The organism is Streptomyces sp. NPDC048257, assembly GCF_043201855.1.
GTDB lineage: Bacteria > Actinomycetota > Actinomycetes > Streptomycetales > Streptomycetaceae > Streptomyces.
In genome coordinates this window covers 50,008-75,215 of sequence record NZ_JBICZI010000031.1, presented here as the reverse complement: position 1 = coordinate 75,215, position 25,208 = coordinate 50,008, and the positions used below count along the sequence as shown (strand labels likewise).

At 69.9% G+C, this 25,208-nt stretch carries 29 protein-coding genes; 2 read left to right on the top strand and 27 right to left on the bottom strand.

Annotated elements, in window-relative coordinates; translation table 11 throughout:
* Positions 1 to 125: 125 nt before the first annotated feature.
* The 8 genes from ACGFZK_RS34400 to ACGFZK_RS34365 all read right to left on the bottom strand — a co-directional run bounded on the left by ACGFZK_RS34400 (position 126) and on the right by ACGFZK_RS34365 (position 7,980).
* On the bottom strand, positions 126 to 311 hold the full coding sequence (locus ACGFZK_RS34400) for a hypothetical protein (RefSeq protein WP_393852756.1): 186 nt from the start codon (positions 309 to 311) through the stop codon (positions 126 to 128).
* Between the two features lie 115 nt (positions 312 to 426).
* The gene (gene tsaE, locus ACGFZK_RS34395) at positions 427 to 993 is read right to left on the bottom strand and encodes a tRNA (adenosine(37)-N6)-threonylcarbamoyltransferase complex ATPase subunit type 1 TsaE (RefSeq protein ID WP_393852755.1); all 567 of its coding nucleotides are present in this window, start codon (positions 991 to 993) and stop codon (positions 427 to 429) included.
* Positions 944 to 2,203: an alpha/beta fold hydrolase gene (locus ACGFZK_RS34390; protein ID WP_393852754.1), complete on the bottom strand. Its 1,260-nt coding sequence runs from the start codon at positions 2,201 to 2,203 to the stop codon at positions 944 to 946. The genes tsaE and ACGFZK_RS34390 overlap by 50 nt, the downstream gene beginning before the upstream one ends.
* Positions 2,148 to 3,284 carry an alanine racemase gene (alr, locus tag ACGFZK_RS34385; RefSeq protein WP_393852753.1) on the bottom strand — a complete coding sequence of 379 codons (1,137 nt, stop codon included), beginning with the start codon at positions 3,282 to 3,284 and terminating at the stop codon, positions 2,148 to 2,150. Before alr ends, ACGFZK_RS34390 begins: the two co-directional genes overlap by 56 nt.
* Before the next feature lie 165 nt (positions 3,285 to 3,449).
* Entirely contained in the window at positions 3,450 to 4,850 is a 1,401-nt protein-coding gene (locus ACGFZK_RS34380; RefSeq protein WP_393852752.1) for an NAD(P)H-hydrate dehydratase, read from the bottom strand.
* A gap of 3 nt (positions 4,851 to 4,853) precedes the next feature.
* Positions 4,854 to 5,222 carry a holo-ACP synthase gene (locus tag ACGFZK_RS34375; protein ID WP_393852751.1) on the bottom strand — a complete coding sequence of 123 codons (369 nt, stop codon included), beginning with the start codon at positions 5,220 to 5,222 and terminating at the stop codon, positions 4,854 to 4,856.
* A 24-nt stretch (positions 5,223 to 5,246) separates the two neighbouring features.
* Positions 5,247 to 7,094, bottom strand: a complete 1,848-nt coding sequence (gene glmS / locus ACGFZK_RS34370; RefSeq protein WP_393852750.1) for a glutamine--fructose-6-phosphate transaminase (isomerizing) — start codon at positions 7,092 to 7,094, stop codon at positions 5,247 to 5,249.
* A gap of 109 nt (positions 7,095 to 7,203) precedes the next feature.
* The gene (locus tag ACGFZK_RS34365; RefSeq protein WP_393852749.1) at positions 7,204 to 7,980 is read right to left on the bottom strand and encodes a hypothetical protein; all 777 of its coding nucleotides are present in this window, start codon (positions 7,978 to 7,980) and stop codon (positions 7,204 to 7,206) included.
* 299 nt (positions 7,981 to 8,279) lie between these two features.
* Here ACGFZK_RS34365 and coaA point away from each other — a divergent pair, with 299 nt between their 5' ends.
* Both coaA and ACGFZK_RS34355 read left to right on the top strand, forming a co-directional pair.
* Positions 8,280 to 9,329, top strand: coding sequence for a type I pantothenate kinase (coaA, locus tag ACGFZK_RS34360; RefSeq protein ID WP_393852748.1), 1,050 nt, complete (start codon positions 8,280 to 8,282; stop codon positions 9,327 to 9,329).
* Positions 9,330 to 9,366: 37 nt separating this feature from the next.
* Complete coding sequence (locus ACGFZK_RS34355; RefSeq protein WP_393852747.1) at positions 9,367 to 10,338, top strand: DUF389 domain-containing protein; 972 nt, start codon at positions 9,367 to 9,369, stop codon at positions 10,336 to 10,338.
* Positions 10,339 to 10,357: 19 nt separating this feature from the next.
* Here the strand turns inward: ACGFZK_RS34355 and glmM are convergent, their stop codons facing one another.
* The 19 genes from glmM to rplR form a co-directional block, all read right to left on the bottom strand.
* The gene (gene glmM, locus ACGFZK_RS34350; protein ID WP_393852746.1) at positions 10,358 to 11,716 is read right to left on the bottom strand and encodes a phosphoglucosamine mutase; all 1,359 of its coding nucleotides are present in this window, start codon (positions 11,714 to 11,716) and stop codon (positions 10,358 to 10,360) included.
* A gap of 135 nt (positions 11,717 to 11,851) precedes the next feature.
* Complete coding sequence (rpsI, locus tag ACGFZK_RS34345) at positions 11,852 to 12,373, bottom strand: 30S ribosomal protein S9 (protein WP_326588501.1); 522 nt, start codon at positions 12,371 to 12,373, stop codon at positions 11,852 to 11,854.
* A gap of 42 nt (positions 12,374 to 12,415) precedes the next feature.
* Complete coding sequence (gene rplM, locus ACGFZK_RS34340; protein WP_073912858.1) at positions 12,416 to 12,859, bottom strand: 50S ribosomal protein L13; 444 nt, start codon at positions 12,857 to 12,859, stop codon at positions 12,416 to 12,418.
* A 230-nt stretch (positions 12,860 to 13,089) separates the two neighbouring features.
* Positions 13,090 to 14,388, bottom strand: coding sequence for a glycosyltransferase family 87 protein (locus ACGFZK_RS34335; protein ID WP_393852745.1), 1,299 nt, complete (start codon positions 14,386 to 14,388; stop codon positions 13,090 to 13,092).
* Positions 14,389 to 14,455: 67 nt separating this feature from the next.
* Complete coding sequence (locus ACGFZK_RS34330) at positions 14,456 to 16,084, bottom strand: ATP-binding cassette domain-containing protein (RefSeq protein ID WP_393852744.1); 1,629 nt, start codon at positions 16,082 to 16,084, stop codon at positions 14,456 to 14,458.
* Between the two features lie 33 nt (positions 16,085 to 16,117).
* Complete coding sequence (gene truA, locus ACGFZK_RS34325) at positions 16,118 to 16,969, bottom strand: tRNA pseudouridine(38-40) synthase TruA (RefSeq protein WP_393852743.1); 852 nt, start codon at positions 16,967 to 16,969, stop codon at positions 16,118 to 16,120.
* 108 nt (positions 16,970 to 17,077) lie between these two features.
* Complete coding sequence (gene rplQ, locus ACGFZK_RS34320) at positions 17,078 to 17,539, bottom strand: 50S ribosomal protein L17 (RefSeq protein WP_030008477.1); 462 nt, start codon at positions 17,537 to 17,539, stop codon at positions 17,078 to 17,080.
* 140 nt (positions 17,540 to 17,679) lie between these two features.
* On the bottom strand, positions 17,680 to 18,702 hold the full coding sequence (locus tag ACGFZK_RS34315; RefSeq protein ID WP_008739666.1) for a DNA-directed RNA polymerase subunit alpha: 1,023 nt from the start codon (positions 18,700 to 18,702) through the stop codon (positions 17,680 to 17,682).
* A gap of 151 nt (positions 18,703 to 18,853) precedes the next feature.
* Positions 18,854 to 19,258 (bottom strand): 30S ribosomal protein S11, encoded by a 405-nt coding sequence (gene rpsK, locus ACGFZK_RS34310; protein WP_003956432.1) that lies wholly within the window; start codon positions 19,256 to 19,258, stop codon positions 18,854 to 18,856.
* A gap of 54 nt (positions 19,259 to 19,312) precedes the next feature.
* Positions 19,313 to 19,693 carry a 30S ribosomal protein S13 gene (gene rpsM / locus ACGFZK_RS34305; protein WP_007265919.1) on the bottom strand — a complete coding sequence of 127 codons (381 nt, stop codon included), beginning with the start codon at positions 19,691 to 19,693 and terminating at the stop codon, positions 19,313 to 19,315.
* 200 nt (positions 19,694 to 19,893) lie between these two features.
* Positions 19,894 to 20,007 (bottom strand): 50S ribosomal protein L36, encoded by a 114-nt coding sequence (rpmJ, locus tag ACGFZK_RS34300; RefSeq protein ID WP_003956441.1) that lies wholly within the window; start codon positions 20,005 to 20,007, stop codon positions 19,894 to 19,896.
* A 73-nt stretch (positions 20,008 to 20,080) separates the two neighbouring features.
* A complete protein-coding gene (gene infA / locus ACGFZK_RS34295) occupies positions 20,081 to 20,302 on the bottom strand; it encodes a translation initiation factor IF-1 (protein ID WP_003956442.1) in 222 nt (73 codons plus the stop codon).
* Between the two features lie 138 nt (positions 20,303 to 20,440).
* Positions 20,441 to 21,292, bottom strand: coding sequence for a type I methionyl aminopeptidase (map, locus tag ACGFZK_RS34290; protein ID WP_393852742.1), 852 nt, complete (start codon positions 21,290 to 21,292; stop codon positions 20,441 to 20,443).
* 96 nt (positions 21,293 to 21,388) lie between these two features.
* Entirely contained in the window at positions 21,389 to 22,036 is a 648-nt protein-coding gene (locus ACGFZK_RS34285; protein ID WP_393852741.1) for an adenylate kinase, read from the bottom strand.
* The gene (gene secY, locus ACGFZK_RS34280) at positions 22,036 to 23,349 is read right to left on the bottom strand and encodes a preprotein translocase subunit SecY (protein ID WP_393852740.1); all 1,314 of its coding nucleotides are present in this window, start codon (positions 23,347 to 23,349) and stop codon (positions 22,036 to 22,038) included. The genes ACGFZK_RS34285 and secY overlap by 1 nt, the downstream gene beginning before the upstream one ends.
* Positions 23,350 to 23,536: 187 nt before the next feature.
* Complete coding sequence (gene rplO, locus ACGFZK_RS34275; protein WP_030008473.1) at positions 23,537 to 23,992, bottom strand: 50S ribosomal protein L15; 456 nt, start codon at positions 23,990 to 23,992, stop codon at positions 23,537 to 23,539.
* A 1-nt stretch (position 23,993) separates the two neighbouring features.
* Entirely contained in the window at positions 23,994 to 24,176 is a 183-nt protein-coding gene (rpmD, locus tag ACGFZK_RS34270) for a 50S ribosomal protein L30 (protein ID WP_053682614.1), read from the bottom strand.
* A complete protein-coding gene (rpsE, locus tag ACGFZK_RS34265; protein ID WP_073912880.1) occupies positions 24,176 to 24,778 on the bottom strand; it encodes a 30S ribosomal protein S5 in 603 nt (200 codons plus the stop codon). Before rpsE ends, rpmD begins: the two co-directional genes overlap by 1 nt.
* A gap of 45 nt (positions 24,779 to 24,823) precedes the next feature.
* The gene (gene rplR / locus ACGFZK_RS34260; protein WP_008739696.1) at positions 24,824 to 25,207 is read right to left on the bottom strand and encodes a 50S ribosomal protein L18; all 384 of its coding nucleotides are present in this window, start codon (positions 25,205 to 25,207) and stop codon (positions 24,824 to 24,826) included.
* Position 25,208: the final 1 nt, after the last annotated feature.

Here is a 25,208-nt window from a genome sequence, read left to right as displayed (position 1 = left end):
GCGTTCCTGCCAGAGAGTCATCGATCCTCACGTAGAGTGCAGTGGCGAGGGTCTTGAGGTTTGTCGTCACAAACGAACCAACGAGACCCTCGCTTTATGCGCGCGAAGACTTCGGACTTACTCGTCTAGGCCGCTTCGGATTCCGGAGCGGCCTCTTCGTGTGCGCCGTCCGCCGGCCCGCTCGTGCCCGCCGCGGGTTCCCGTGCGGGTGGGGTGGAGACGGCGGTGGCGGCCGCGCCGGCGGCGAGGAGCGTCCACATGGAGACGGTGGACGGGCGGGGTTCGCGACGTGCTCCTGCTGGTGCCGACATGGCTGCCTCCTGGACCCGGGACACCGTACTTAGGCATGCCTAAGAAACTCTCGGTACCATGTCACCACGAGCGCCGCCGACAGCGCAATATCTTGCCGACGAGTTGTCGGTACGTTTACTCCGAGAGGGCTCCTGCCAGGGCGTCCAGTCCGGCCCCGGCGCCCCAGCGCGCCCCGACCCCGCGGACCGAGACCTCCCGCACGTCGTCCAGGACCTCCTCGTGGCCGACCGCCCGGGCGATCACCACGTGCAGCCGGTCGTCGGAGAGCTCCTCCACCTTGCCGTCGCCCCACTCCACGACGACCACGGACTCGGGCAGCGAGACGTCGAGGTCCAGGTCCTCCATCTCGTCCAGGCCGCCGCCCAGCCGGTACGCGTCCACGTGCACGAGCGCCGGCCCACCGGTGAGCGACGGGTGGACGCGGGCGATCACGAAGGTCGGCGAGGTCACGGCCCCGCGCACGCCCAGTCCCTCGCCGAGTCCGCGGGTGAGCGTGGTCTTGCCCGCGCCCAGCTCGCCGGTCAGCAGGACGAGGTCACCGGGGCGCAGCAGGGCGGCGATCCGTCGCCCCAGCTCCTGCATCGCGTCCGGGGAACCGATGGTGATACGGGTCTGCGCGCCGGCCGCGCCCTCAGGTGCCGGCGCCTGGCTGCGCTGTGCTTCCAGCGGTACTTCTTCCATGCCCGCCAACGTTAGTCGCTGCGGGGACCGCCGCCGCTCCGGTGCGCGCGAGCAGCTCCGTGAGCAGCCGCGTCACGGTCTCCGGGCGTTCGAGCATCATCAGGTGCCCGGTGGACTCCAGGACCACGAGGTCGGCGGCGGGCAGCACCTCCTTGATGGCGACGCTGTGCGCGGGCGGGGTGATCATGTCCTTGTCGCCGGCGATGACGGTGACCGGCAGGTCCGCGAACAGCCGGAGCGCGGCGCTCTTGTCGTGGGTCTGGAAGGCCGGGTAGAACTCGGCGACCACGTCGATGGGGGTGCCCTCGATCAGCCGCTCCGCGAACCGCGCGACGCCCGGATCCACGTCCCGGGAGCCGAACGAGTACATCTTGATCATCCCGGCGAAGAGGTCCGCGGTGGCCCGACGGCCCTTCTCCACCAGCTCCACCTGCGAGCCGAGCGCCTTGAGCACGCCCGGCAGGAGCCTGCGCACGGCCCCCATACCGGCGGAGGGAAGCCCGTACGTCACCTCGCCGAGGCGGCCGCTGGAGGTGCCGACCAGGGCCACGCCGACGACGCGGTCGCGGACGATGTCGGGGTACTGCTCGGCGAATCCCATGATGGTCATTCCGCCCATCGAGTGACCCACCAGGATCAGCGGCCCCTCGGGGGCCGCGGCGTCGATGACGGTCTTCAGGTCCCGGCCGAGCTGGTCCATGGTCAGCGGCTCGCCGTCGGCCTGGGCGAGGCCGCGGGCGCTGCGGCCGTGGCTGCGCTGGTCCCAGTAGACCGCGCGGACCACGCCGCGCAGGGCGGCGCGCTGGAAGTGCCAGGAGTCCTGGCCGAGGCAGTAGCCGTGGCAGAAGACGACGGTGGCCTGGGGCTCGGGCTTGCGCCGCAGCCGCCGCCGCTTGCCGTCCTCGGGGAGCTCGTCGACCTCGTAGTAGAGCTCGGTGGCGTCCTCGGCCCGGCAGGTTCCCTCGGTGCCGCGCAGGGACCCGTAGTCCCCGGCCGCGTCGAGTGCGAGCCGCGCCTTCATCCGTATGCCGCGCCCGACGGTGATCCGTTCCACCGCCACACCGGCCGCCGCGCCCGCGGCTATCACGCCGATGGCGGCGCCGGCCCAGCCGGCCTTGCGCCAGTTCTCGCTCACGCCGCCGCCCTCACTCCGCTCAGCCGCCGAGGTACACCCGGGGCACACGTCCACCGATACGGGTGACGATCTCATACGCGATCGTGTGCGCCGCCCGGGCCCAGTCCTCGGCGGTGGGTTCACCGCGTTCCGCGTCCCCGAAGATGACGGCCTCGTCGCCTGCGCGGGCGTGGTCTCCTTCCAAGTCGACCACGAACTGGTCCATCGCGACGCGTCCGGCGACGTGGCGGACCTTGCCGGCGACGAGCACCGGGCCGAGGCCCGAGGCCTGCCGCGGGATGCCGTCGGCGTATCCCGCCGGGACCAGTGCGAGGTTCGTCTCGGTGTCGGTGACGTAGTGGTGGCCGTAGCTCACCCCGTGCCCGGCGGGGACGGTCTTGACCAGCGCGAGGGAGGCCTTGAGGGTCATCGCCGGCCGCAGGCCCAGCTGGGCCGGGGTGCCGAGCTCGGGCGCGGGCGAGACGCCGTAGACGGCGAGCCCGCAGCGCACCAGGTCGAAGTGGGACTCGGGCAGGGTGAGGGTGGCCGGCGAGTTGGCGATGTGCCGGACCTCGGGCTCGACGCCCTCCTTCTCGGCGTACGCGAGCATGTCGCGGAAGGCGGCCAGCTGGAGCTGGATGGAGGGGTGCCCGGGCTCGTCGGCGCAGGCGAAGTGCGACCAGAGGCCGGTGACCCGGACGGTGCCCTCGGCCTGGGCGGCGACGGCCGCCCCGACCAGTTCCTCCCAGTCGGCGGGCTGGCAGCCGTTGCGGCCGAGGCCGGTGTCGGCCTTGAGCTGGATGCGCGCGGTGCGGCCCGCCGCGCGGGCGGCTTCCCGCACCTCGTCGAGGGCCCACATGCCGCTGACGGAGACGTCCAGATCGGCCTCGACGGCCTCCCGCCAGGGGCCGCCTGGGGTCCAGAGCCAGCACATGAGGCGCCCCTGGATCCCGGCTGCGCGCAGTGCGAGGGCCTCGTCGGGCGTGGCCGTCCCGAGCCAGGTGGCGCCGGCCTCCTGGGCGGCCTTGGCGCACTCCACGGCCCCGTGCCCGTAGGCATTCGCCTTGACCACGGCCATCAGCTCCGCCCGGGGCGCCCGCTCGCGCAGTGCGCGCACGTTCTCCCGTACGGCGTCAAGATCGATCTCGGCGTACACGCGCGTCGCTGTCTCGTTCATCGGCCCCAGTCTCTCAGAATCCCCGCCCGGCCCTGCGGGGGCTGGGCGAACCCGGGGCGAATGTGTCGCCCGGGGGTCGGCGCGCCGTGGCATGCGGCCGCTGCGCGGAGCCCCTCCCCGCCCCTTCTCCGTCGCCCGGGCTCTGCCCGCGGGTCCGCGGCGGCGTCAGGGGCGGCGGGTGTCGCGCCAGGCCTGCGGGAGGGCTTCGGCCACCTGGTGGGCCAGGAGGGGGCCGCCGACGCTGCGGGCCGCCAGGCCGTGGAGGTACGCGGCCACCGCCCCGGCGTCCGCCCCGGGCAGCCCGCCCGCCAGGAGGGACCCGGCCAGCCCGGACAGCACGTCCCCGCTCCCGGCGGTGGCCAGCCACGGGGTTCCCGTCGGGTTCACCCGAACGGCTTCGCCGCCGGAGGCGACCAGCGTCGTCGAGCCCTTCAGCAGCACCGTCGCCCCGTACCGCTGCGCCAGCGCCCGTACGGCGTCCAGCCGGCCCGCCTCCACCGACTCCCGGGGCACCCCCAGCAGCGCCGCCGCCTCCCCCGCGTGCGGCGTCAGCAGGGTCGGGGCCGTCCGGGCCCGCAGCACCCGGGGGTCCAGGCCGCGCAGCCCGTCCGCGTCGACCAGTACCGCCGCGTCCCCCGCCAGCAGCTCCGCGACCTCCCCCACGCGTCCCTCCCCCAGCCCGGGGCCGACCACCCACGCCTGCACCCGGCCGTGTCCGATCAGCGTCTCGGGGTAGCGGGCGAGCACCGCCTCCGCCGCCGGACCCACGTACCGCACCGCTCCCGCGCCGCCCCGCAGCGCTCCCGCCACGGCCAGCACCGCCGCACCGGGGTACTGCGTGGACCCGGCGACGATGCCGACCACGCCCCGCCGGTACTTGTCGCTCGACGCCGTCGGCTCCGGCAGCAGCCGCGCCACGTCCGCGTGCTGCAGGGCCTCCACCTCCGGCGACGGCAGCTCCAGCCCGATGTCCACGAGGTGCACCGCACCCGCCCGCGTGGCCCCGGGGTCGATCAGCAGACCGGGCTTGTACGCCCCGAAGGTCACCGTCACATCGGCCGTGACGGCCGGCCCCGCCACCTCCCCGGTGTCCGCGTCCACCCCGCTCGGCAGGTCCACGGCGACCACGGGGACCCCCGGCGGGATCCGCTCCACCAGGGCCGCGGCCGCCGGGCGCAGCCCGCCGCGTCCGCCGATCCCGAGCAGCCCGTCCAGTACGAGGTCGGCCCGGGCGGGGACGGCGCGCCGCAGGTGTCCCCCGGCGGCCCGCAGCGCGGCCAGCCCGCCCGCGTGCATCCGCTCGGGGTCCATCGGCACGGCCGTCACCCCGGCCCCGCGCCGGGCCAGGCGGGCGCCCGCGTACAGCGCGTCGCCGCCGTTGTCCCCCGGTCCGACGAGGAGCACGACGCGTGCCCCGTACACCCCGCCGCGGCCGCGCCGCAGCAGTCCGGCGCAGGTGGCGGCCAGGCCGGCCGCCGCCCGCTGCATCAGGGCGCCCTCGGTCAGCCGGGCCATCAGCTCGCGCTCGGCGGCCCGTACGGTCTCCACGCTGTAAGCGGTACGCATGGACTAACCCTCGGCGATCACCACGGCGGAGGCGACCCCCGCGTCGTGGCTGAGCGAGAGGTGCCAGGACTTCACGCCCATCGCCAGCGCGCGCGCCTCCACCGTCCCGCACACGCGCAGCCGGGGCTGTCCGCTGTCCTCCACGTAGACCTCGGCGTCGGTCCACAGCAGGCCGGCGGGCGCGCCGAGCGCCTTGGCGAGCGCCTCCTTGGCGGCGAACCGCGCGGCGAGCGAGGCGATCCCGCGCCGCTCGCCGCTCGGCAGTGTCAACTCGGCGTCGACGAAAAGCCGTTGCGCAAGGCTCGGCGTGCGCCGCAGCGCCGCGTCGAACCGTTCGATCTCCGCTACGTCGATCCCGACGCCGATAATCACAACGACAACTCCACTACCCGACTCCTACTCCACGGTCACCGACTTGGCGAGGTTACGCGGCTGGTCGACCTCGTTGCCGCGCGCCGTCGCCAGCTCGCACGCGAACACCTGCAGCGGCACCGTCGCCACCAGCGGCTGGAGCAGCGTCGGAGTCGCCGGGATCCGGATCAGGTGGTCGGCGTAGGGGACGACCGCCTCGTCGCCCTCCTCCGCGATCACGATGGTCCGCGCCCCGCGCGCCCGGATCTCCTGGATGTTCGACACGATCTTGTCGTGGAGGACCGACCGGCCGCGCGGCGACGGGACGACCACCACCACCGGCAGGTCCTTCTCGATCAGCGCGATCGGCCCGTGCTTGAGCTCGCCCGCCGCGAAGCCTTCGGCGTGCATGTACGCCAGCTCCTTGAGCTTGAGCGCGCCCTCCAGCGCCACCGGGTACCCGACGTGCCGGCCAAGGAACAGCACGGTGTTCTTGTCGGCGAGCGAGCGCGCGAGCTCACGGACCGGTTCCATGGTCTCCAGTACGGTGTCCACCGCCGCGGCGATGTCCGACAGCTCCCGGATCACGGCCTCGATCTCGTCGCCCCACTTCGTGCCCCGGACCTGTCCGAGGTACAGCGCGACCAGGTAGCAGGCCACCAGCTGCGTCAGGAACGCCTTGGTCGAGGCGACGGCCACCTCGGGACCCGCGTGCGTGTAGAGCACCGCATCGGATTCGCGCGGGATCGTCGACCCGTTCGTATTGCAGATGGCCAGAACCTTGGCCCCCTGCTCGCGCGCGTGCCGGAGCGCCATCAGGGTGTCCATGGTCTCGCCGGACTGCGAGATCGCGACCACCAGCGTCCGCTGGTCCAGGATCGGGTCGCGGTAGCGGAACTCGCTCGCCAGCTCCGTCTCGCACGGGATGCGGGTCCAGTGCTCGATGGCCAGCTTCGCGATCATGCCCGCGTGGTACGCCGTACCGCACGCCACGATCACGACCTTGTCGACCTCCCTGAGCACCGAGACGGGGATGCGCACCTCGTCCAGGGTCAGCGAGCCGCTCGCGTCGATCCTGCCCAGGAGGGTGTCGGCGACGGCCTTCGGCTGCTCGGCGATCTCCTTGAGCATGAAGTAGTCATAACCCCCCTTCTCGGCCGCCGAGGCGTCCCAGTCCACGTGGTACGCCCGCACGGTCGCGGGCGAGCCGTCGAAGTTGGTCACCGAGACCCCCTCGCGGCGGAGCTCGACGACCTGGTCCTGCCCCAGCTCGATCGCGGACCGCGTGTGGGCGATGAACGCGGCCACGTCCGAGGCGAGGAAGTTCTCTCCCTCTCCAACGCCCACCACCAGGGGCGAGTTCCGGCGCGCGCCGACCACCACGTCCGGCTCGTCGGCGTGCACGGCGACGAGCGTGAACGCGCCCTCCAGGCGCCGGCACACCTGCCGCATGGCCTCCGCGAGGTCGCAGGTCGCCGAGAACTGCTCCGCCAGCAGGTGCGCCACGACCTCGGTGTCCGTCTCGGACTCCAGCCGGTGGCCGCGCTCGGCCAGTTCGGCCCGGAGCGCGGCGAAGTTCTCGATGATGCCGTTGTGCACCACGGCCACGCGCCCCGAATTGTCGAGGTGCGGGTGGGCATTGGCGTCGGTGGGCCCGCCGTGGGTCGCCCACCGGGTGTGCCCGAGCCCCGTGGAGCCGGACGGCAGCGGATGCCCGACCAGCTCCTTCTCCAGATTGACGAGCTTCCCGGCCTTCTTGACGGCCGCCAGGCTGCCGTCCGCGAGCACGGCGACCCCGGCCGAGTCGTAGCCGCGGTACTCCAGCCGCTTGAGTCCGGCGATGACCACATCGAGCGCCGACTGCGCTCCCACGTAACCCACAATTCCGCACATACGCCGCAGCGTACGCCGTAGTTGGCCGTCTGCCCCGTAGCCGAACAAGACGAAAAACCCGCCCCGGCGAATGCGCCGGAGCGGGGTTGACGTTCTTGTGGGGCGGGACTCAGCCGAGCTTCTTGACCTGCGCGTCGACGAGGGCCTTCGGCTGCTCGGCGACGCCGGACAGGCTCAGGGCCGAGAAGGACGCGACCGTGTTGCCCTTGCGCACGAGGACCAGCTGGGTCGTCAGCTTCTCGCCGTCGACGTCGAGCTCGACGGTCAGGGGGAGGGCCGCGTCACCGCCGGTGACGGCGGCACCGGGCGCAACCTTGGTGATCTTGGTGGTCTCGCCGTCCTGGGTGGCCGAGTAGCCGCCGGAGCACTTCTCGCTCGCGGTCTTCACTGCGGCGAACGCCTCCTCGGCGCCCTTGCCCTCGTACGAGGCGAGGGTCACGGTCGTGGCCGTGGAGCCGAGGGCGCCCACGATCGCCTTCGCCGCGTCCTCCGGCGAGGAACCCTCGGCAGCCGGCTTCGGGGTGGCCACGGCCTTGATGCGCGCCGTCCCGGAAGGGGTGCCGGCCGGGACGAAGGCCTGCGCCTGGACCAGGACCTTGCACTCGGGCTTGTCGCTGGTGGCGGTGGCGCCGGCGGCGGCCTCGGCGGGCGTGGCCTCCTTGAAGGTGTGGTCCGCGAGGTCGGCCTGGGCCACCAGGAGCTTGGCCAGCTCCGCGTCGGTCTTGCCCTTGGCGGCGGGGGCCGCCGAGCTCGCGGGTGCGGAGGGCTTGGCGTCCGTCTTCGCATCGGCCTTGTCGGCCTTGTCGGAGCCGCAGGCGGTGGCCAGCAGGGCCAGGGACACCGCGGACGCGGTCAGGACGGTACGACGGACAAGAGCGGTACGCACGAGAAGACTCCCCCATGGAAAACGACAGCGACAGGGCAGCCCGAACGGCGCCCCTCGGAGCGGAGCGTGGACACGACTGCGGTGATCAACAATGTACGGGGCGATGGATCGCCGGATCGCCCCGGGCGGCGATCCCGGCCAATCGTGATCCGGGTGAGACCCCAAGAATTTCCAATCGAAACCACCGGGCGTACAACCCCACCGGCACCGGCCAGGCCCTGTCCGGTACCCATCCGTCCCACCCGGCACGTGACCGACCACACCACCCACAACCGCCCCGGAGCCCCGACAATGGCGGTGTGATCACTTCGCCGCCACGAAGCAACACGCCGGACAACGCAACGGAGCGCACCGGCCGGGAGGGGCACCCCACGCGCCCCCCGCACCGCCGGGGCCACGAGGCCTCGCCGTACGTCGACCTCACCCGCGCCGAGTGGAGCGCCCTGCGGGAGCGGACGCCGCTGCCGCTGACCGCCGACGAGGTGGAGCGGCTGCGCGGCCTCGGTGACGTCATCGACCTCGACGAGGTCCGCGACGTGTACCTGCCGCTCTCCCGGCTCCTCAACCTCTACGTCGGCGCCACCAGCAATCTCCGCGGCACCCTCAACACCTTCCTCGGTGACGCGGGCAACGGGCACGGCGCCCAGCAGGGCACTCCCTTCGTCATAGGGGTCGCCGGCTCGGTCGCCGTGGGCAAGTCCACCGTCGCGCGCCTCCTCCAGGCCCTGCTCGCCCGCTGGCCCGAGCACCCGCGCGTGGAGCTGGTCACCACCGACGGGTTCCTGTACCCGATGAAGGAGCTCCAGCGGCGCGGACTCACCTCCCGCAAGGGGTTCCCGGAGTCCTACGACCGCCGCGCGCTCACCCGCTTCGTCGCCGACATCAAGGCCGGCAAGGACGAGGTGCGGGCCCCCGTCTACTCGCACCTGATCTACGACATCGTCCCCGGCGAGGAGCTCGTCGTCCGCCGCCCGGACATCCTCATCGTCGAGGGCCTCAACGTGCTCCAGCCGGCCCTCCCCGGTACGGACGGCCGCACCCGCGTCGCCCTCGCCGACTACTTCGACTTCAGCGTGTACGTGGACGCGCGCCCCGAGGACATCGAGCGCTGGTACCTGAACCGCTTCCGCAAGCTGCGCGCGACCGCCTTCCAGAACCCCTTCTCCTACTTCCGCAAGTACACCCAGGTCTCCGAGGAGGAGGCGATGGAGTACGCGCAGACGATGTGGCGGACGATCAACCGGCCCAACCTGCTGGAGAACGTGGCGCCCACCCGCGGCCGGGCCACCCTCGTCGTCCGCAAGGGACCGGACCACAAGGTGCAGAAGCTGAGCCTGCGCAAGCTTTAGTCCGCAGTCGCCAAGGGGTGTCCCGTAGGGTGCGCGCATGCTGCACCTGCGGATGATCACCCCACATCACCTCACCGAGCGGGTGGTGGAGCTGATCGACCAGACGGTCGGAACCACTCATCTGGTCGTGCTGACCGGCGCCGCCCGCGATCCGGCGGGCGATCTCGTCCTGTGCGACGTCGCCCGCGAGGGGGCCGACGAGCTGCTGCAGGAGATGCGCTCGCTCGGCATCGCGGAGAGCGGTTCGATCGCCGTCGAGAACATCGACCTGTCGATCTCCAGACGCGCCGACGACGCCGAGGAGGAGGCACCGGGCGAGGCCGCGGACGCGGTGATCTGGGAGCAGCTCGCCGGATCGACGCACGAGGAGTCCACCCTCACGATCACCTACGCCGCCTTCATGATCATCGCGACGATGATCGCGGCCTGCGGCGTGGTCCTGGACAACGCGGTCCTGATCGTGGGCGCCATGGCGGTGGGCCCGGAGTTCGGCCCGCTCGCCGGAATCTGTACCGGCCTGGTGCAGCGCCGGGGCAGGCTCGCGAGGCGCTCGCTCTCCGCGCTGGTGATCGGCTTCGCGGCGGCGATCGTGGCGACGACGGTCTTCAGCCTGGGGATGGACGCATTCGGCCTCTTCCACGAGGACATGCTGGAGAATCCCCGGCCGAACACCAACTTCATCTGGCAGCCCGACCCGTTCTCCTTCGTGGTGGCGCTGCTCGCCGGCGTGGCCGGAATGCTCTCGCTGACCTCGGCGAAGGTCGGGGCGCTGGTGGGCGTGGCGATCTCCGTGACCACCGTCCCGGCGGGCGCCAACGCCGCGGTGGCCCTCAGCTACGGCGATTTCGCCCAGATGTGGGGTTCGGCCGTGCAGCTGGCGCTGAACCTGGCCGGCATCGTCCTCGCCGGGACGCTCACCCTCATCGCCTGGAAACTGCTGTGGCGCACCCAGCACGGCCGGATGATCCGGAAGCCGGGTGCGCCACGCAGTCGGGGCCACGGCCTTTAGGCCGGGCCGCCCGGACGGCCTAGCCCAGGGCGGACTTCACGACGTCCGCGAGCCGGCCGGCGACCGAGCGCGCCTGATCGATGTCGGCGGCCTCGACCATCACCCGGACGAGCGGTTCCGTACCGGACGGACGCAGCAGCACCCGTCCGGTGGTGCCCAGCTCGCGCTCGGCGTCGGCCACCGCCGCGGCCAGCTCGCCCGAGGTGGTCACACGGGACTTGTCCACGTCGGGAACGTTGATCAGCACCTGCGGCAAGCGCTGCATGACGCCCGCCAGCTCGGCGAGGGACTTGCCGGTGGCCGCGACGCGCGCCGCCAGCAGCAGGCCGGTCAGCGTGCCGTCGCCGGTCGTCGCGTGGTCGAGGATGATCACGTGGCCGGACTGCTCGCCGCCGAGCGCGTAGCCGTGCTCCTTCATCGACTCCAGCACGTACCGGTCGCCGACCCCGGTCTGCACGACCTGGATGCCCTCGCCCTCCATGGCCAGCTTGAAGCCCAGGTTGGACATCACGGTGCCGACCACGGTGTTCTCGCGCAGCTGGCCGGCCTCGCGCATGGCCAGTGCCAGCACCGCGAGGATCTGGTCGCCGTCGACCTCCTCGCCGGAGCCGTCCACGGCCAGGCAGCGGTCCGCGTCGCCGTCGTGCGCGATGCCCAAGTCGGCGCCGTTCTCGACCACGGCCGCCTTGAGCAGGCCGAGGTGGGTGGAGCCGCAGCCGTCGTTGATGTTGAGGCCGTTGGGCTCGGCGCCGATCGTGATGATCTCCGCGCCGGCCCGGGTGAAGGCCTCGGGCGAGACGTACGCGGCCGCGCCGTGCGCCTCGTCGAGGACGACCTTCAGGCCGTCGAGACGGTTGGGGAGGACCCCGATGAGGTGGGCGACGTACTTGTCGAAGCCCTCGGTGTAGTCGGAGACGCGGCCGACGCCGGAGCCGGTGGGCCGGTCCCAGGGAGCGCCGGTGCGGTGCTTCTCGTACGTCGACTCGATGCGGTCCTCCAGCTCGTCGGCGAGCTTGTGGCCGCCGCGCGCGAAGAACTTGATGCCGTTGTCGGGCATCGCGTTGTGGCTGGCGGAGAGCATCACGCCGAGGTCGGCGCCCAGCGCCCCGGTGAGATACGCCACCGCCGGGGTGGGCAGCACACCGACGCGCAGGACGTCCACGCCCGCGCTCGCGAGGCCCGCCACGACCGCGGCCTCCAGGAATTCGCCGGAGGCGCGGGGATCCCGGCCGACCACCGCGGTCGCCCGATGGCCCTCAAAGGTGCCCGCCTCGGCAAGTACGTGGGCAGCCGCCACGGAGAGGCCGAGCGCGAGCTCCGCCGTCAGATCCGCGTTGGCAACGCCGCGTACACCGTCCGTCCCGAAGAGTCGTCCCACTGTTGTCCTCCCGAGTTTCCGCTTCGCGTATGACCGCTTGTGACAGGTATTTGCCGCTTGTGGCGGTAAACGAACCGCCCCGGCAGCACAGAGAGTGCTGCCGGGGCGGTTTCGTTGCAGAACAGCAGGCGCAGATTAACGCTTGCTGTACTGCGGAGCCTTACGGGCCTTCTTGAGACCGGCCTTCTTGCGCTCGACCGCACGGTCGTCGCGGGAGAGGAAGCCGGCCTTCTTCAGCGCCGGGCGGTTGTTGTCGACATCCGCCTCGTTCAGCGCACGGGCCACACCGAGGCGCAGGGCGCCGGCCTGGCCGGAAACGCCGCCACCCGAGATGCGGGCGATGACGTCGTAGCGGTTGTCCAGCTCGAGGAGCTTGAACGGCTCGTTGACTTCCTGCTGGTGCACCTTGTTGGGGAAGTAGTCCTCAAGGGTGCGACCGTTGATCTTCCACTTGCCGGTGCCCGGAACGATCCGGACGCGGGCGATGGCGTTCTTGCGACGGCCCAGGCCGGCGGCCGGCTGGGGGTCGCCGAAGCGGCCGGCAAGGGACTCGGAGGTGTAGTCGCCCTCGACGACGACCTCGGACTCGCTGGTGTACTCCTCGACGTTGCCCTCGAACTCGTCGACGGGGGTCGTCTCGGCGGTGGTCTCGGCCACGATGCTCCTCAGAATTTTCTACGTCTTAGGGGGTGGCCGGAACTACTGCGCGACCTGGGTGATCTCGAACGGCACCGGCTGCTGGGCAGCGTGGGGGTGCTGGTCGCCCGAGTAGACCTTCAGCTTCGAGAGCATCTGACGGCCCAGGGTGTTCTTGGGGAGCATGCCCTTGATGGCCTTCTCGACGGCCTTCTCCGGGTTGTTCGCGAGAAGGTCGTCGTAGCGCACCGAGCGGAGACCACCCGGGTAGCCGGAGTGGCGGTAGGCCATCTTCTGGGTCGCCTTGTTGCCGGACAGGTGAACCTTGTCGGCGTTGACGATGATGACGAAGTCGCCCATGTCCATGTGGGGGGCGTAAGTCGGCTTGTGCTTACCCCGCAGGAGGGCAGCGGCCTGGGTCGCCAGACGGCCGAGGACAACGTCCTGGGCGTCGATGACGAGCCACTGGCGCGAGATGTCGCCGGGCTTGGGGCTGAACGTACGCACGCGTATGCCTTCGCTTCTTCAGTGGTGGTATCCCAAGGGCGCAAGCCCCACGGGAAGGTCCTGACAGGGTCACCACGGACGATCACGACAGCCCTCGTTCACATCGGGGACGCAACCCGTGTGAACTGCTGGTCATCGGTCCGGTGGACCGGCGCAAGGCCTTTCACGTGAGAATGAGAAAGCCAATACGCATAACAAACCAGCAGGATACCCAAGCAGACCCGTACGGGTCAAAACGCGGTCCGCGATGCCGGTTCTGCTGGCGTCGCGGCGCACTCCGGTTCGGTCCTGGGTGGGGACCCCGCAGTTGTTACCGGCTCAAGAGTAACCCGACCGGAGCGCAGCGCACGACGCGCCAGCACCATGGCGAGCCCGCACAGGGTGGCGCAGTCCTTGAAGGCGCGCCGCTTCTGGGCCAGCTCCGAGGGCCACGGGATCAGGACCACCTGGGGCGTCAGGGCCAGCCAGAACCAGGGCGAGCGGGGCATCGAGCCGGGCCGCACCCCCGAGGCCAGCAGCAGCGGCAGGACCACCAGGAGGTAGTGGTCGAAGGAGGGACGGGAGACCAGGAATGCGGCGAGCATCACCATGCAGGCCGTCTCCACCAGCCGCAGCTGCCCCTGGTCACCCCCCTCGCCTTCGGCGGAGTCCGGCCGCCGCCAGCGCCGCCAGGCGCCCCACAGCCCGGCTCCGGCCCCCGCGAAGGCCACCGCCACCGCCACCGGCTCCGGGACCCCCAGCCGCGGCAGCACGGCGATCGGCGAGGCGTCCCACGGCAGGGCGTAGGAGTCCTGCCCCTGCAGCAGGAACGGCAGCGTCTTGGTGAAGAACAGCGACGGACTCGGCATCATCAGCGCGCCGGCGAGCGAGACCCCCAGCGGTACCAGCACGGCCCAGGCCAGCCCCCGCCACTGCCGGGCGAAGAGGAACAACAGCCCCATCGGCACCAGCATCGGCTTGCAGGCGATCGCCAGCCCCACGACCAGCCCGGCCGTCCCCCACGAGCGCCGCTGCGCGAGCAGCAGCGCCACCGGCAGCGCGGCCGCCGAGATGGCGGTCCAGTTGCCGATCAGCACGAGGTTCACGTACGGCTTGTAGGCGAGGGCGAACACCGCGAACCCGCCGACCGCGAAGCGCGAGCGCAGCGGCACCGCGAACATCCGCAGCGCGGCCAGCCAGCCGGCGCCCAGCAGCCCCGACATGCCGAGCGGCAGCAGCCAGCGCAGCACCTCGCGCGGCAGCAGCGCCTCCGGGACCGCCATGAGCACGGCGCTGGGCAGGTAGAGGAAGCGCTTGTCCTCGTACGGGGACCCGCCCGCCAGCAGCGTCTCGGCGGCCTTGACCACGAAGGCGTTGTCCGAGCCCCAGTTCGCCCGCAGGCTCGTGGAGACGGCGATCCCGAGGACCACCGCGAGGGAGACCAGCTGCCAGGGCCGGGAGGCCGGCTGGAGCAGCCAGTCGACCAGCCGGCTCCCCGAGGCCCGCTCACCGGGGCCCTGGCCGCCGGTTCCCTGGTTCTCCCACTTCATCAGCCAGATGCTAGGCCGCAGCCCCACGACGCCCTGCCCCTCACTCGGCCGAGGGGATGACGGCCCCCTAGCGCTTGCGTTCGACTCTACGTTCGTCCCAGACGGGTTCCTGAGTCTCCCGCACAACACCGTCCGAACCGAAGACCAGGTAGCGGTCAAATGTGCGCGCGAACCAGCGGTCGTGCGTGACGCACAGCACAGTGCCCTCGTACGCCTCCAGACCGTCCTGCAAGGCCTCCGCGGACTCCAGGTCCAGGTTGTCCGTCGGCTCGTCCAGCAGCAGCGCCGTCGTGCCCGCCAGCTCCAGCAGCAGGATCTGGAAGCGCGCCTGCTGACCGCCCGAGAGGCGCTCGAACGGCTGGTCCCCCTGGCGCTCCAGCTCGTACCGGCGCAGGGCGCCCATGGCCGCGCCGAGCGGCATCGCGCTCTCCGTCCACAGGATGTCCACGAGCGTGCGCCCGAAGAGCTCCGGGTGCGCGTGCGTCTGCGCGAAATGGCCGGGAACCACCCGTGCGCCCAGCTTCCAGGTACCGGTGTGCTTGACGTCCTCGCCGGCCAGCATCCGCAGGAAGTGCGACTTGCCGGAGCCGTTCGAGCCCAGCACCGCGACCCGCTCCCCGTAGAAGACCTCCAGCGAGAAGGGCTTCATCAGGCCCGTGAGCTCCAGGTTCTCCACGGTGAGCGCGCGTACGCCCGTACGCCCGCCCTTGAGCCGCATCCGGATGTCCTGCTCCCGCGGCGGCTCCGGCGGCGGACCGGCCTCCTCGAACTTCTGGAAGCGGGTCTGCATCGCGCGGTACCGCGAGGCCATGTCGGGGCTGCTCGCGGCCTGATTGCGCAGGCGCAGCACCAGGGCCCTCAGCCGGGCGTGCTCCTCGTCCCAGCGCCGCTTGAGCTCTTCGAAGCGTGCGAAGCGCTCCTTGCGGGCCTCGTGGTACGTCCCGAAGCCGGCGCCGTGCACCCACACGTCGCTGCCCATCGGGCTCGCTTCCAGACTGATGATCCGCTCGGCGGCCTGGGTCAGCAGCTCCCGGTCGTGCGAGACGAACAGCACGGTCTTGCGGGTGGTCTTCAGCTGCTCCTCCAACCACCGCTTGCCCGGGACGTCCAGGTAGTTGTCCGGCTCGTCGAGCAGCAGCACCTCGTCCGGCCCGCGCAGCAGCGCCTCCAGGACGAGCCGCTTCTGCTCACCGCCCGAGAGCGTGCGCACCTCGCGGAACTGCGCGCTGTCGTACGGGATCGCCAGCGCGGCCATCGTGCAGACGTCCCACAGGGTCTCCGCCTCGTAGCCCTGGACGTCGGCCCAGTCGCTGAGCGCCTGCGCGTAGGCCATCTGCGCGGCCTCGTCGTCGACCGTGAGGATCAGCTCCTCGGCCCGGTCCACGGCCTTCGCGGCCTCCCGGATCCGCGGCTGGGCCACCGACACGAGCAGGTCGCGCACGGTGGTCTCGTCCCGCACCGAGCCCACGAACTGCGACATCACGCCGAGTCCGCCGCTGACGGTGACCCCGCCGCCGTGCGGCTGGAGGTCGCCGGAGATCAGCTTCAGCAAGGTGGTCTTGCCGGCCCCGTTCGCCCCGACGAGCGCGGCGACCGACCCCTCCCCCACCCGGAAGGAGACGTCGGGGAGCAGTACCCGCCCGTCCGGAAGGTAGTACTCCAGGTGGCTGGCTTCGAGATGTCCCATGCCGGGCATTGTCCAGCTCCGGCGACGATCCGCCCAAACGGATTAGCAGCAGCCCGCGCCCGGCAGGGTCCGCAGGTTGCGCGCTTCCTTGCTGCGGGCGGCCAGCAGCTCGTCCGCCGGGTAGCCGACCTCCTCCAGGGTCAGCCCGTGCGGCTTGACCACGTGCACCGAGGAGTCCCGGACGCCGGCCGCCAGTACCTTGCCGGGCCAGTCGGTGGGCCGGTGCCCGTCCCCCACGTGCAGCAGGGCGCCCACCAGCGAGCGGACCATGTTGTGGCAGAAGGCGTCGGCGCGGACGGTCGCGGTGACGATCCCGTCCGGGGCGCGCTCCCAGCTGAGCTGCTGGAGCGTACGGATGGTCGTGGCGCCCTCGCGCTTCTTGCAGTACGCGGCGAAGTCGTGCTCGCCGAGCAGCGCGGCGGCGGCCTCGTTCATGGCGTCCACGTCGAGCGGCCACTGGTGCCACAGCACGTGGCCGCGGCGCAGCGGGTCGACGCCGCCCTGGTGGTCGCCGACGCGGTAGGCGTAGCGGCGCCAGATGGCCGAGAAACGCGCGTTGAAGCCCTCGGGGGCCTCCGCGACCTTCCACACCCGTACGTCGTGCGGCAGGCGGCCCGCGAGGCGGCGCAGCAGCTTGTCGTGGTGCTCGGCCCACACCTCCTCGGCGAGGTCGAACTGCGCGACCTGTCCGCGGGCGTGCACGCCCGCATCGGTCCGTCCGGCCACGGTCAGCTCGACCGGCTCGGACAGCCGCATCACGGTCTGCAGGGCCGACTCCAGCTCGCCCTGGACGGTCCGCAGCACCCGCTGCTTCGCCCAGCCGGAGAAGTCCTTGCCGTCGTAGCTCAGGTCCAGCCGCACCCGGACGTGCCCGGGCTCCACCTCGTCACTCACGTGACCGATCCTCTCAGAAAGCCGATACCGCCTGGCAAAGCAGAACGGGCCCGCCCCGGAAGGGGCGGGCCCGTTCAGAGCCGTTCAAGCAAGCGTGATCCCGGGGGATCAGGCCTCCTTGGTCTCCTCGGCGGGGGTCTCGACAGCCTCCGCCTCCTTGACCGCGCGCTTGGTGGCGGCCTCGGCCTCACCGGTGGCCTGCTGGGCGACCGTAAGGGCCTCGACCAGCTCGATCACGGCCATCGGGGCGTTGTCGCCACGACGGTTGCCGATCTTGGTGATGCGCGTGTAACCACCGGGGCGGTTCTCGTAGCGCGGGGCGATCTCGGTGAACAGCGTGTGCACGATGCTCTTGTCCGTGATCGTCTGCAGCACCAGGCGACGGTTGTGGATGTCGCCCTTCTTGGCCTTGGTGACCAGACGCTCGGCGTAGGGACGCAGGCGGCGGGCCTTGGCCTCGGTGGTGGTGATGCGGCCGTGCTCGAAGAGCGACTTCGCGAGGTTCGCGAGGAGGTGCTTCTCGTGCGCGGCGGAACCGCCCAGACGGGCACCCTTTGCGGGACGCGGCATGGTGTTACTCCTTCATATCTGCACCGGCCGTGTCAGGTACCGGTGTCAGTTCCCCCGAGGCGGATGCCGCGGGAAAGTCTTTGGTTCACGCCCGGCCGGCGACCCGGGCCAAAGGCCTCGGCCGCCGGCTGCGGGATGAATCAGTACTGCTCGGTCTCGACGAAACCGGCATCGGCGTCGTCGTCGGCGCCGAAGGCGTCGGCGGCGGCGGTCGGGTCGAATCCGGGCGGGCTGTCCTTGAGGGCCAGGCCCATGCCGGCCAGCTTCGCCTTGACCTCGTCGATCGACTTCGCACCGAAGTTGCGGATGTCGAGCAGGTCCGCCTCGGAGCGGGCGACGAGCTCACCCACGGAGTGGATGCCCTCGCGCTTGAGGCAGTTGTACGAGCGGACCGTGAGCTCGAGCTCCTCGATCGGCAGCGCCAGGTCGGCGGCCAGGGCGGCGTCCGTCGGGGACGGGCCCATGTCGATGCCCTCGGCGTCGATGTTGAGCTCGCGCGCCAGACCGAACAGCTCGACCAGGGTCTTACCGGCGGACGCCATGGCGTCACGCGGGCGCATGGCCTGCTTGGTCTCGACGTCGACGATCAGCTTGTCGAAGTCGGTGCGCTGCTCGACTCGGGTCGCCTCGACCTTGTAGGTGACCTTGAGGACCGGGCTGTAGATGGAGTCGATCGGGATACGGCCGATCTCCTGGCCCAGCTGCTTGTTCTGGACGGCGGAGACGTAGCCGCGACCGCGCTCGACGGTCAGCTCCATCTCCAGCTTGCCCTTGCCGTTGAGCGTGGCGAGGACCAGGTCCGGGTTGTGCACCTCGACACCGGCCGGGGGCGCGATGTCGGCAGCGGTGACCAGGCCGGGACCCTGCTTGCGCAGGTACATCACGACCGGCTCGTCGTGCTCCGAGGAGACGACCAGCTGCTTGATGTTGAGGATGATGTCGGTGACGTCTTCCTTGACGCCCGGCACGGTGGTGAACTCGTGCAGGACGCCGTCCACGCGGATGCTGGTGACAGCGGCACCCGGGATGGAGGACAGGAGCGTACGGCGCAGGGAGTTGCCGAGGGTGTAACCGAAGCCCGGCTCGAGCGGCTCGATCACGAACCGCGAGCGGTACTCGTCGACGACCTCTTCGGTCAGCGAAGGACGCTGAGCGATAAGCATGTCTGTGTTCCTTCATTCGTGGACGCCCACTATTTGACGCCCGACGGGATGCCGTACCGGGGGTACGGCTACTGCAAGGGTACGGGCGGTACGTCCCCAGAAGGGGTCGTACCGCCCGGACACTCAAGAACGCACAGGTGCGTCCGCTGCGTCAGACGCGGCGGCGCTTCGGCGGGCGGCAGCCGTTGTGCGGGGTGGGGGTGACGTCCTGGATCGAGCCGACCTCGAGGCCGGTGGCCTGGAGGGAGCGGATCGCGGTCTCGCGGCCGGAGCCCGGACCCTTCACGAAGACGTCGACCTTGCGCATGCCGTGCTCCTGCGCGCGACGGGCGGCCGACTCGGCGGCCATCTGCGCGGCGAAGGGGGTGGACTTGCGCGAGCCCTTGAAGCCGACGTGGCCGGCGGAGGCCCAGGAGATCACGTTGCCCGAGGGGTCCGTGATCGAAACGATGGTGTTGTTGAACGTGCTCTTGATGTGGGCGTGCCCGTGAGCGACGTTCTTCTTTTCCTTGCGGCGCACCTTCTTGGCAGCGCCCTGACGACCCTTGGGGGGCATCTAAATCTCCTACGGGAGGTGGTCGGTCCTACAGCGCAAGACCGCTGAACAGGACTACTTCTTGCCCGGCTTCTTCTTACCGGCGATCGCGCGACGCGGGCCCTTGCGGGTACGCGCGTTGGTGCTGGTGCGCTGGCCGTGCACCGGCAGGCCACGACGGTGGCGGATGCCCTGGTAGCACTGGATCTCGATCTTGCGGCGGATGTCGCCCTGGATCTCGCGGCGGAGGTCACCCTCGGTACGGAGGTTGGCGTCCACGTACTCGCGGATCTTGACGAGGTCCTCTTCGGCCAGGTCACGAACGCGGGTGTTCGGGTTCACGCCGGTCGAGGCGAGGATCTCCTTGGACCGGGTGCGCCCGATACCGAAGACGTAGGTGAGTGCGATCTCCACGCGCTTTTCGCGCGGGATGTCAACACCGGAAACGCGTGCCATTCAATGGCTCCTGTGTGTTCGGGGGTCTTCAGCAGAACCGACCCCGACCGCCGACCACCCCGAAGTGGGTGATGGTACGCCCGGGTCCCCGGCCCCCGCCGGAGGTACCGCCGGCCCCGTGAAGGGCTGGGCGGGTTCTGCGTATGTACGTTTTCTTACGTCGCGCGAAGAACTGCGGAAGGCAGGTCGGTCGGCGTGCGTCAGCCCTGGCGCTGCTTGTGGCGCAGGTTGTCGCAGATGACCATGACCCGACCGTGACGGCGGATCACCTTGCACTTGTCGCAGATCTTCTTGACGCTCGGCTTGACCTTCATGTTGGTGAGGTTCTCCGGGTCAGTGCCACCACCCGCACCGGGACGGATGCCCAGGCAGGAGTGAGAGCAAGATCTACTTGTATCGGTAGACGATCCGGCCACGCGTCAGGTCGTACGGAGAGAGCTCCACAACGACCCGGTCATCCGGGAGGATGCGGATGTAGTGCATACGCATCTTGCCGCTGATGTGCGCGAGGACTTTGTGACCGTTCTGGAGTTCCACCTTGAACATCGCGTTCGGGAGGGACTCGATCACGGTGCCCTCGATTTCGATGGCACCTTGCTTCTTGGCCACGCTTCGCCTTTCGAATCGGCTACCTTGATCGGCTCGGTGCGCCATGCAGGCATGGAAGTGCACGAGAGCCGACGAGTCAGTCTACGTCAGGGCACCCAGAAAGACGAATCCGGAAAGTTTGCCCCAGAGTCTAGATCATTAACCGAGGGGGTCCGGAGCGGTGGTGACTCCGTACTCCGCCAGCTTCGCCTTGCCGCAGTCCGGGCTGGTCAGGACGATGGGCCCGGCCTCCGTCAGTGCGATGGAGTGCTCCCAGTGCGAGGACCAGGTGCCGTCGGTCGTGATGACCGTCCAGTCGTCCGAAAGGACCTCCGTCTGGGCGGTGCCCAGGGAGACCATCGGCTCGATCGCCAGGCAGACGCCCGGGACGAGCTTGATCCCCTTGCCCCGCTTGCGCGAGACGTAGTTCAGCAGGTGGGGGTCCATGTGCATCTCGGACCCGATGCCGTGGCCGCCGTAGTCCTCGATGATCCCGAACTTGCCGAGGCTGTGGTCACCGGTACCGGGGCGGGGCTGGCGCTTGATGTACGTCTCGATCGCCTTCGAGATGTCGACGAGGCGGTTGCCGAGCTTCATGGCGGCGATACCGGCCCACATGGACTCCTCGGTCACCCGGGACAGCTCCAGGAGCTCAGGGGCGTGCCCGGTGCCCACGAAGGCGGTGTACGCGGCGTCGCCGTGCCAGCCGTCCACGATCGCACCGGCGTCGATCGAGATGATGTCGCCGTCCTTGAGGACGGTCTTGTCGTCCGGGATGCCGTGGACGACGACCTCGTTGACCGAGGTGCAGATGGTCGCGGGGAAGCCGCCGTAGCCGAGGAAGTTCGACTTGGCGCCGGCGTCCGCGATGACCTTGCGGGCCACCATGTCCAGATCCCGCGTCGTGGCGCCCGGCACGGCCGCCTCACGGGTCGCCGCGTGGATCGCGGCGACGACCAGCCCTGCCTCGCGCATTCTCGCGATCTGCTCGGGGGTCTTGATCTGCACCATGACGGCGTGCCTTCCAGCTTCGAAACGGGTCTTCTCAAACAGTACGGCCGCGATGCCCTGGGGACACCGCGGCCGTACCTGCACAGCAAGGGGCTACTACTTCTTCAGGGCGTCCATCGCGCGCCGCGTGATCTCCGCTACCTCACCGAGGGCGGGGATGGTCGACACGAGGCCCTGGGCCTTGTAGTAGTCGATGATCGGCTCGGTCTCCGCGTGGTAGACCGACAGCCGGTTGCGGACCGTGGCCTCGGAGTCGTCACCACGCTGGTAGAGCTCACCGTTGCAGTGGTCGCAGACACCGTCGGCCTTCGGCGGCGCGTACGTCACGTGGAACACGTGCGCGGAGTCCTTGCGGCAGGTCCGGCGCCCGGCGATGCGCTTGACGACCTCGTCCTCCTCGACCTCCAGGTCGAGGACGGCGTCCAGGCTCAGGCCGGCCGCCTTGAGGATCTCGTCGAGGGCCTCGGCCTGCGAGAGGTTGCGCGGGAAGCCGTCGAGCAGGAAGCCGTTCGCGGCGTCCGGCTGCTCCATCCGGTCCTTGGCCATGCCGATGGTCACCGAGTCGGGGACGAGCTCACCGGCGTCCATGTACGACTTGGCGCTCTTGCCGAGCTCGGTTCCCTGGCTGATGTTGGCCCGGAACAGGTCGCCCGTGGAGATGTGCGGGATCGACAGGTTCTTGGCAAGGAACGCGGCCTGCGTTCCCTTGCCCGCACCGGGCGGTCCAACGAGGACGATTCGCATCAGCGGAGGAACCCTTCGTAATTACGCTGCTGGAGCTGGCTCTCGATCTGCTTCACGGTTTCCAGACCCACACCCACGATGATCAGGATGCTCGTCCCGCCGAACGGGAAGTTCTGGTTCGCTCCGAAGCCGGCCAACGCCATCGTCGGCACAAGAGCGATGAGACCCAGGTACAGCGACCCCGGCCAGGTGATCCGGTTGAGTACGTAGCTGAGGTACTCGGCGGTGGGTCGACCGGCGCGGATGCCCGGGATGAACCCACCATACTTCTTCATGTTGTCTGCAACTTCCTCGGGGTTGAACGAGATCGCCACGTAGAAGAACGCGAAGAAAACGATCAGGAGGAAGTAGACCGCGATGTAGTACGGGTGGTCGCCCTTGACGAAGTGCTTCTGGATCCAGGTGGCCCAGCCCGCGGTGGACCCGCTGAACTGCACGACCAGCGCCGGAATGTAGAGCAGCGACGAGGCGAAGATGACGGGGATGATGCCCGCCTGGTTCACCTTGAGCGGGATGTAGGTCGACGTACCGCCGTAGGCACGGCGGCCGATCATGCGCTTCGCGTACTGGACCGGGATCCGGCGCTGCGCCTGCTCGACGAAGACCACCAGGCCGACCATCGCGAGGCCGACGAGCATGACGACGCCGAACTCGACCCAGCCGTCGGCGATCTTGCCCTGGAGCTTGATCTGCCAGAGGGCGCCGATGAAGCCGGCGGCGATCGAGATGAACATGAGGATCGACATACCGTTGCCGATGCCGCGGTCGGTGATGAGCTCACCGAGCCACATGACGACACAGGTACCGGCGGTCATGGTGACGACCATGACGACCGTGGTGAAGATCGACCGGTCGGGGACGATATCGCGGGCGGCCGAGCAGCCCTGGAACAGGGCGCCCGTGCGGGCCGTGGCGACGAGGCCCGTGCCCTGCAGGATCGCCAGCGCGACCGTCAGATAGCGCGTGTACTGAGTGATCTTCGCCGTACCGGACTGGCCCTCTTTTTTGAGGGTCTCCAGCTTCGGGATGACCACGGTCAGCAGCTGCAGGATGATGCTCGCCGTGATGTAGGGCATGATGCCGAGCGCGAAGATCGTGATCTGCAGCAGCGCACCGCCGCTGAACATGTTGACCAGACCGAACAGCCCATTGCTGCTGCCTGCCTGGTCGACACAGATCTGAACGTTCTTGTAGCTCACGCCGGGTACCGGGATGTGGGACCCGAGCCGGAACAGCACGATGATGGCGAGCGTGAAGAGCAGCTTCTTGCGCAGGTCGGGCGTCTTGAACGCCCGGGCGAACGCGGTGAGCACGGTGCCTCCTGCGACCCCCGCGCTACTGCGTCAGAGGTGACGGTCTGAGGGATCGACGAATACGACAAAGCAAAGGTGCACGCCACCTTACCGGCGAGTGTGCCTTCCGTGGAACGACCGACCGGGGATGCCCCATATGTGAGGCATCCCCGGTCGGGTTTCGAGCTATTCAGCCACTGAAATCGTCTTAGACGAGCTCGGTGACGGTGCCGCCGGCAGCGGCGATCTTCTCCTTGGCGGAAGCGGAGACGGCGTCAACCGAAACCTGCAGCGCCACGGAGATCTCGCCCTGGCCCAGGACCTTGACGAGGCTGTTCTTGCGAACCGCGCCCTTGGCGACCAGGTCGGCCACCGTGACCTCTCCACCCTCGGGGTAGAGAGCGCCGAGCTTGTCCAGGTTCACGACCTGGAACTCGGTGCGGAACGGGTTCTTGAAGCCCTTGAGCTTCGGCAGACGCATGTGGAGGGGCATCTGCCCACCCTCGAAGCGCTGCGGGATCTGGTAACGGGCCTTCTGGCCCTTCGTACCACGACCGGCCGTCTTACCCTTCGACGCCTCACCACGACCGACACGGGTCTTCGCGGTCTTGGCGCCGGGGGCGGGACGGAGGTTGTGGGCCTTCAGCGGGCTGTTCTCAGCCATGTTAGTCAACCTCCTCAACCGTCACGAGGTGGCGGACGGTCTGCACCATTCCGCGGAACTCGGGGCGGTCCTCCTTGACGACCACGTCGTTCAGGCGCTTGAGCCCGAGCGAACGCAGAGTGTCGCGGTGGTTCTGCTTGCTGCCGATGTACGACTTCGTCTGCGTGATCTTGAGGCGAGCCATTACGCACCCGCCCCAGCACGCGCACGAAGCAGAGCCGCGGGGGCGACGTCCTCGAGGGGCAGACCACGGCGAGCCGCGATCTCCTCGGGACGCTGCAGGCCCTTGAGCGCTGCGACGGTCGCGTGCACGATGTTGATCGCGTTCGACGAACCGAGCGACTTCGACAGGATGTCGTGAACGCCGGCGCACTCCAGAACGGCGCGCACCGGGCCACCGGCGATAACACCGGTACCGGGGGAAGCCGGCTTCAGGAGCACGACGCCCGCGGCACGCTCACCCGTGATCGGGTGAGGGATCGTGCCCTGGATGCGCGGAACCTTGAAGAAGGACTTCTTGGCTTCCTCGACACCCTTGGCGATGGCCGCGGGAACTTCCTTGGCCTTGCCGTAACCGACACCTACAGTGCCGTCACCGTCGCCCACCACGACCAGCGCGGTGAAGCTGAAGCGGCGACCACCCTTGACAACCTTGGCGACGCGGTTGATCGCGACAACGCGCTCAACGTAAGCGGTCTTCTCGGCGGCAGGGCCACCGTCGCGACCCTTCCGGTCCCGCCGCTCGCCGCCACCGGCACCGCTTCCGCGGCGCTGGGGTCCAGCCATTGGATTACCTCTCTCTGTTACGTCCGTGAGTCCCGGAACCGGGGCTTAGAACTTCAGCCCGGCTTCGCGGGCGGCGTCAGCCAGAGCGGCAATGCGCCCGGCGTATCGGTTGCCACCGCGGTCGAACACGACGGTCTCGACACCCGCAGCCTTGGCACGCTCGGCGACGAGCGCGCCGACGGCCTGGGCCTGGGCGCTCTTGTCGCCTTCGCCACCGCGGATCGAGGTGTCCAGGGTCGACGCGGACGCCAGGGTGTGACCCTGGAGGTCGTCGATGACCTGAGCAACGATGTTGCGGTTGGAACGCGTCACGACGAGGCGCGGACGCTCCGCCGTACCCGAGACGTTCTTGCGGATGCGGATGTGGCGGCGTGCCTTGGCAGCGCGCTTGTACGCGTCGCCCTTGGCGATCTTCACACCGTATGCCATG

Coding starts and splice junctions, on each gene's coding strand:
- rpsM (WP_007265919.1), bottom strand. CDS start 19,693: ATGGCACGCGTTTCCGGTGTTGACATCCCGCGCGAAAAGCGCGTGGAG.
- rpmJ (WP_003956441.1), bottom strand. CDS start 20,007: ATGAAGGTCAAGCCGAGCGTCAAGAAGATCTGCGACAAGTGCAAGGTG.
- rplQ (WP_030008477.1), bottom strand. CDS start 17,539: ATGCCGCGTCCCGCAAAGGGTGCCCGTCTGGGCGGTTCCGCCGCGCAC.
- ACGFZK_RS34335 (WP_393852745.1), bottom strand. CDS start 14,388: ATGAAGTGGGAGAACCAGGGAACCGGCGGCCAGGGCCCCGGTGAGCGG.
- rpsE (WP_073912880.1), bottom strand. CDS start 24,778: ATGGCTGGACCCCAGCGCCGCGGAAGCGGTGCCGGTGGCGGCGAGCGG.
- ACGFZK_RS34330 (WP_393852744.1), bottom strand. CDS start 16,084: ATGCCCGGCATGGGACATCTCGAAGCCAGCCACCTGGAGTACTACCTT.
- ACGFZK_RS34315 (WP_008739666.1), bottom strand. CDS start 18,702: ATGCTTATCGCTCAGCGTCCTTCGCTGACCGAAGAGGTCGTCGACGAG.
- rplO (WP_030008473.1), bottom strand. CDS start 23,992: ATGGCTGAGAACAGCCCGCTGAAGGCCCACAACCTCCGTCCCGCCCCC.
- ACGFZK_RS34400 (WP_393852756.1), bottom strand. CDS start 311: ATGTCGGCACCAGCAGGAGCACGTCGCGAACCCCGCCCGTCCACCGTC.
- rpsK (WP_003956432.1), bottom strand. CDS start 19,258: ATGCCCCCCAAGGGTCGTCAGGGCGCTGCCAAGAAGGTGCGCCGCAAG.
- ACGFZK_RS34380 (WP_393852752.1), bottom strand. CDS start 4,850: ATGCGTACCGCTTACAGCGTGGAGACCGTACGGGCCGCCGAGCGCGAG.
- ACGFZK_RS34355 (WP_393852747.1), top strand. CDS start 9,367: ATGCTGCACCTGCGGATGATCACCCCACATCACCTCACCGAGCGGGTG.
- ACGFZK_RS34390 (WP_393852754.1), bottom strand. CDS start 2,203: ATGAGATCGTCACCCGTATCGGTGGACGTGTGCCCCGGGTGTACCTCG.
- ACGFZK_RS34285 (WP_393852741.1), bottom strand. CDS start 22,036: ATGCGAATCGTCCTCGTTGGACCGCCCGGTGCGGGCAAGGGAACGCAG.
- tsaE (WP_393852755.1), bottom strand. CDS start 993: ATGGAAGAAGTACCGCTGGAAGCACAGCGCAGCCAGGCGCCGGCACCT.
- glmS (WP_393852750.1), bottom strand. CDS start 7,094: ATGTGCGGAATTGTGGGTTACGTGGGAGCGCAGTCGGCGCTCGATGTG.
- rplR (WP_008739696.1), bottom strand. CDS start 25,207: ATGGCATACGGTGTGAAGATCGCCAAGGGCGACGCGTACAAGCGCGCT.
- alr (WP_393852753.1), bottom strand. CDS start 3,284: ATGAACGAGACAGCGACGCGCGTGTACGCCGAGATCGATCTTGACGCC.
- map (WP_393852742.1), bottom strand. CDS start 21,292: ATGGTGCAGATCAAGACCCCCGAGCAGATCGCGAGAATGCGCGAGGCA.
- rpmD (WP_053682614.1), bottom strand. CDS start 24,176: ATGGCTCGCCTCAAGATCACGCAGACGAAGTCGTACATCGGCAGCAAG.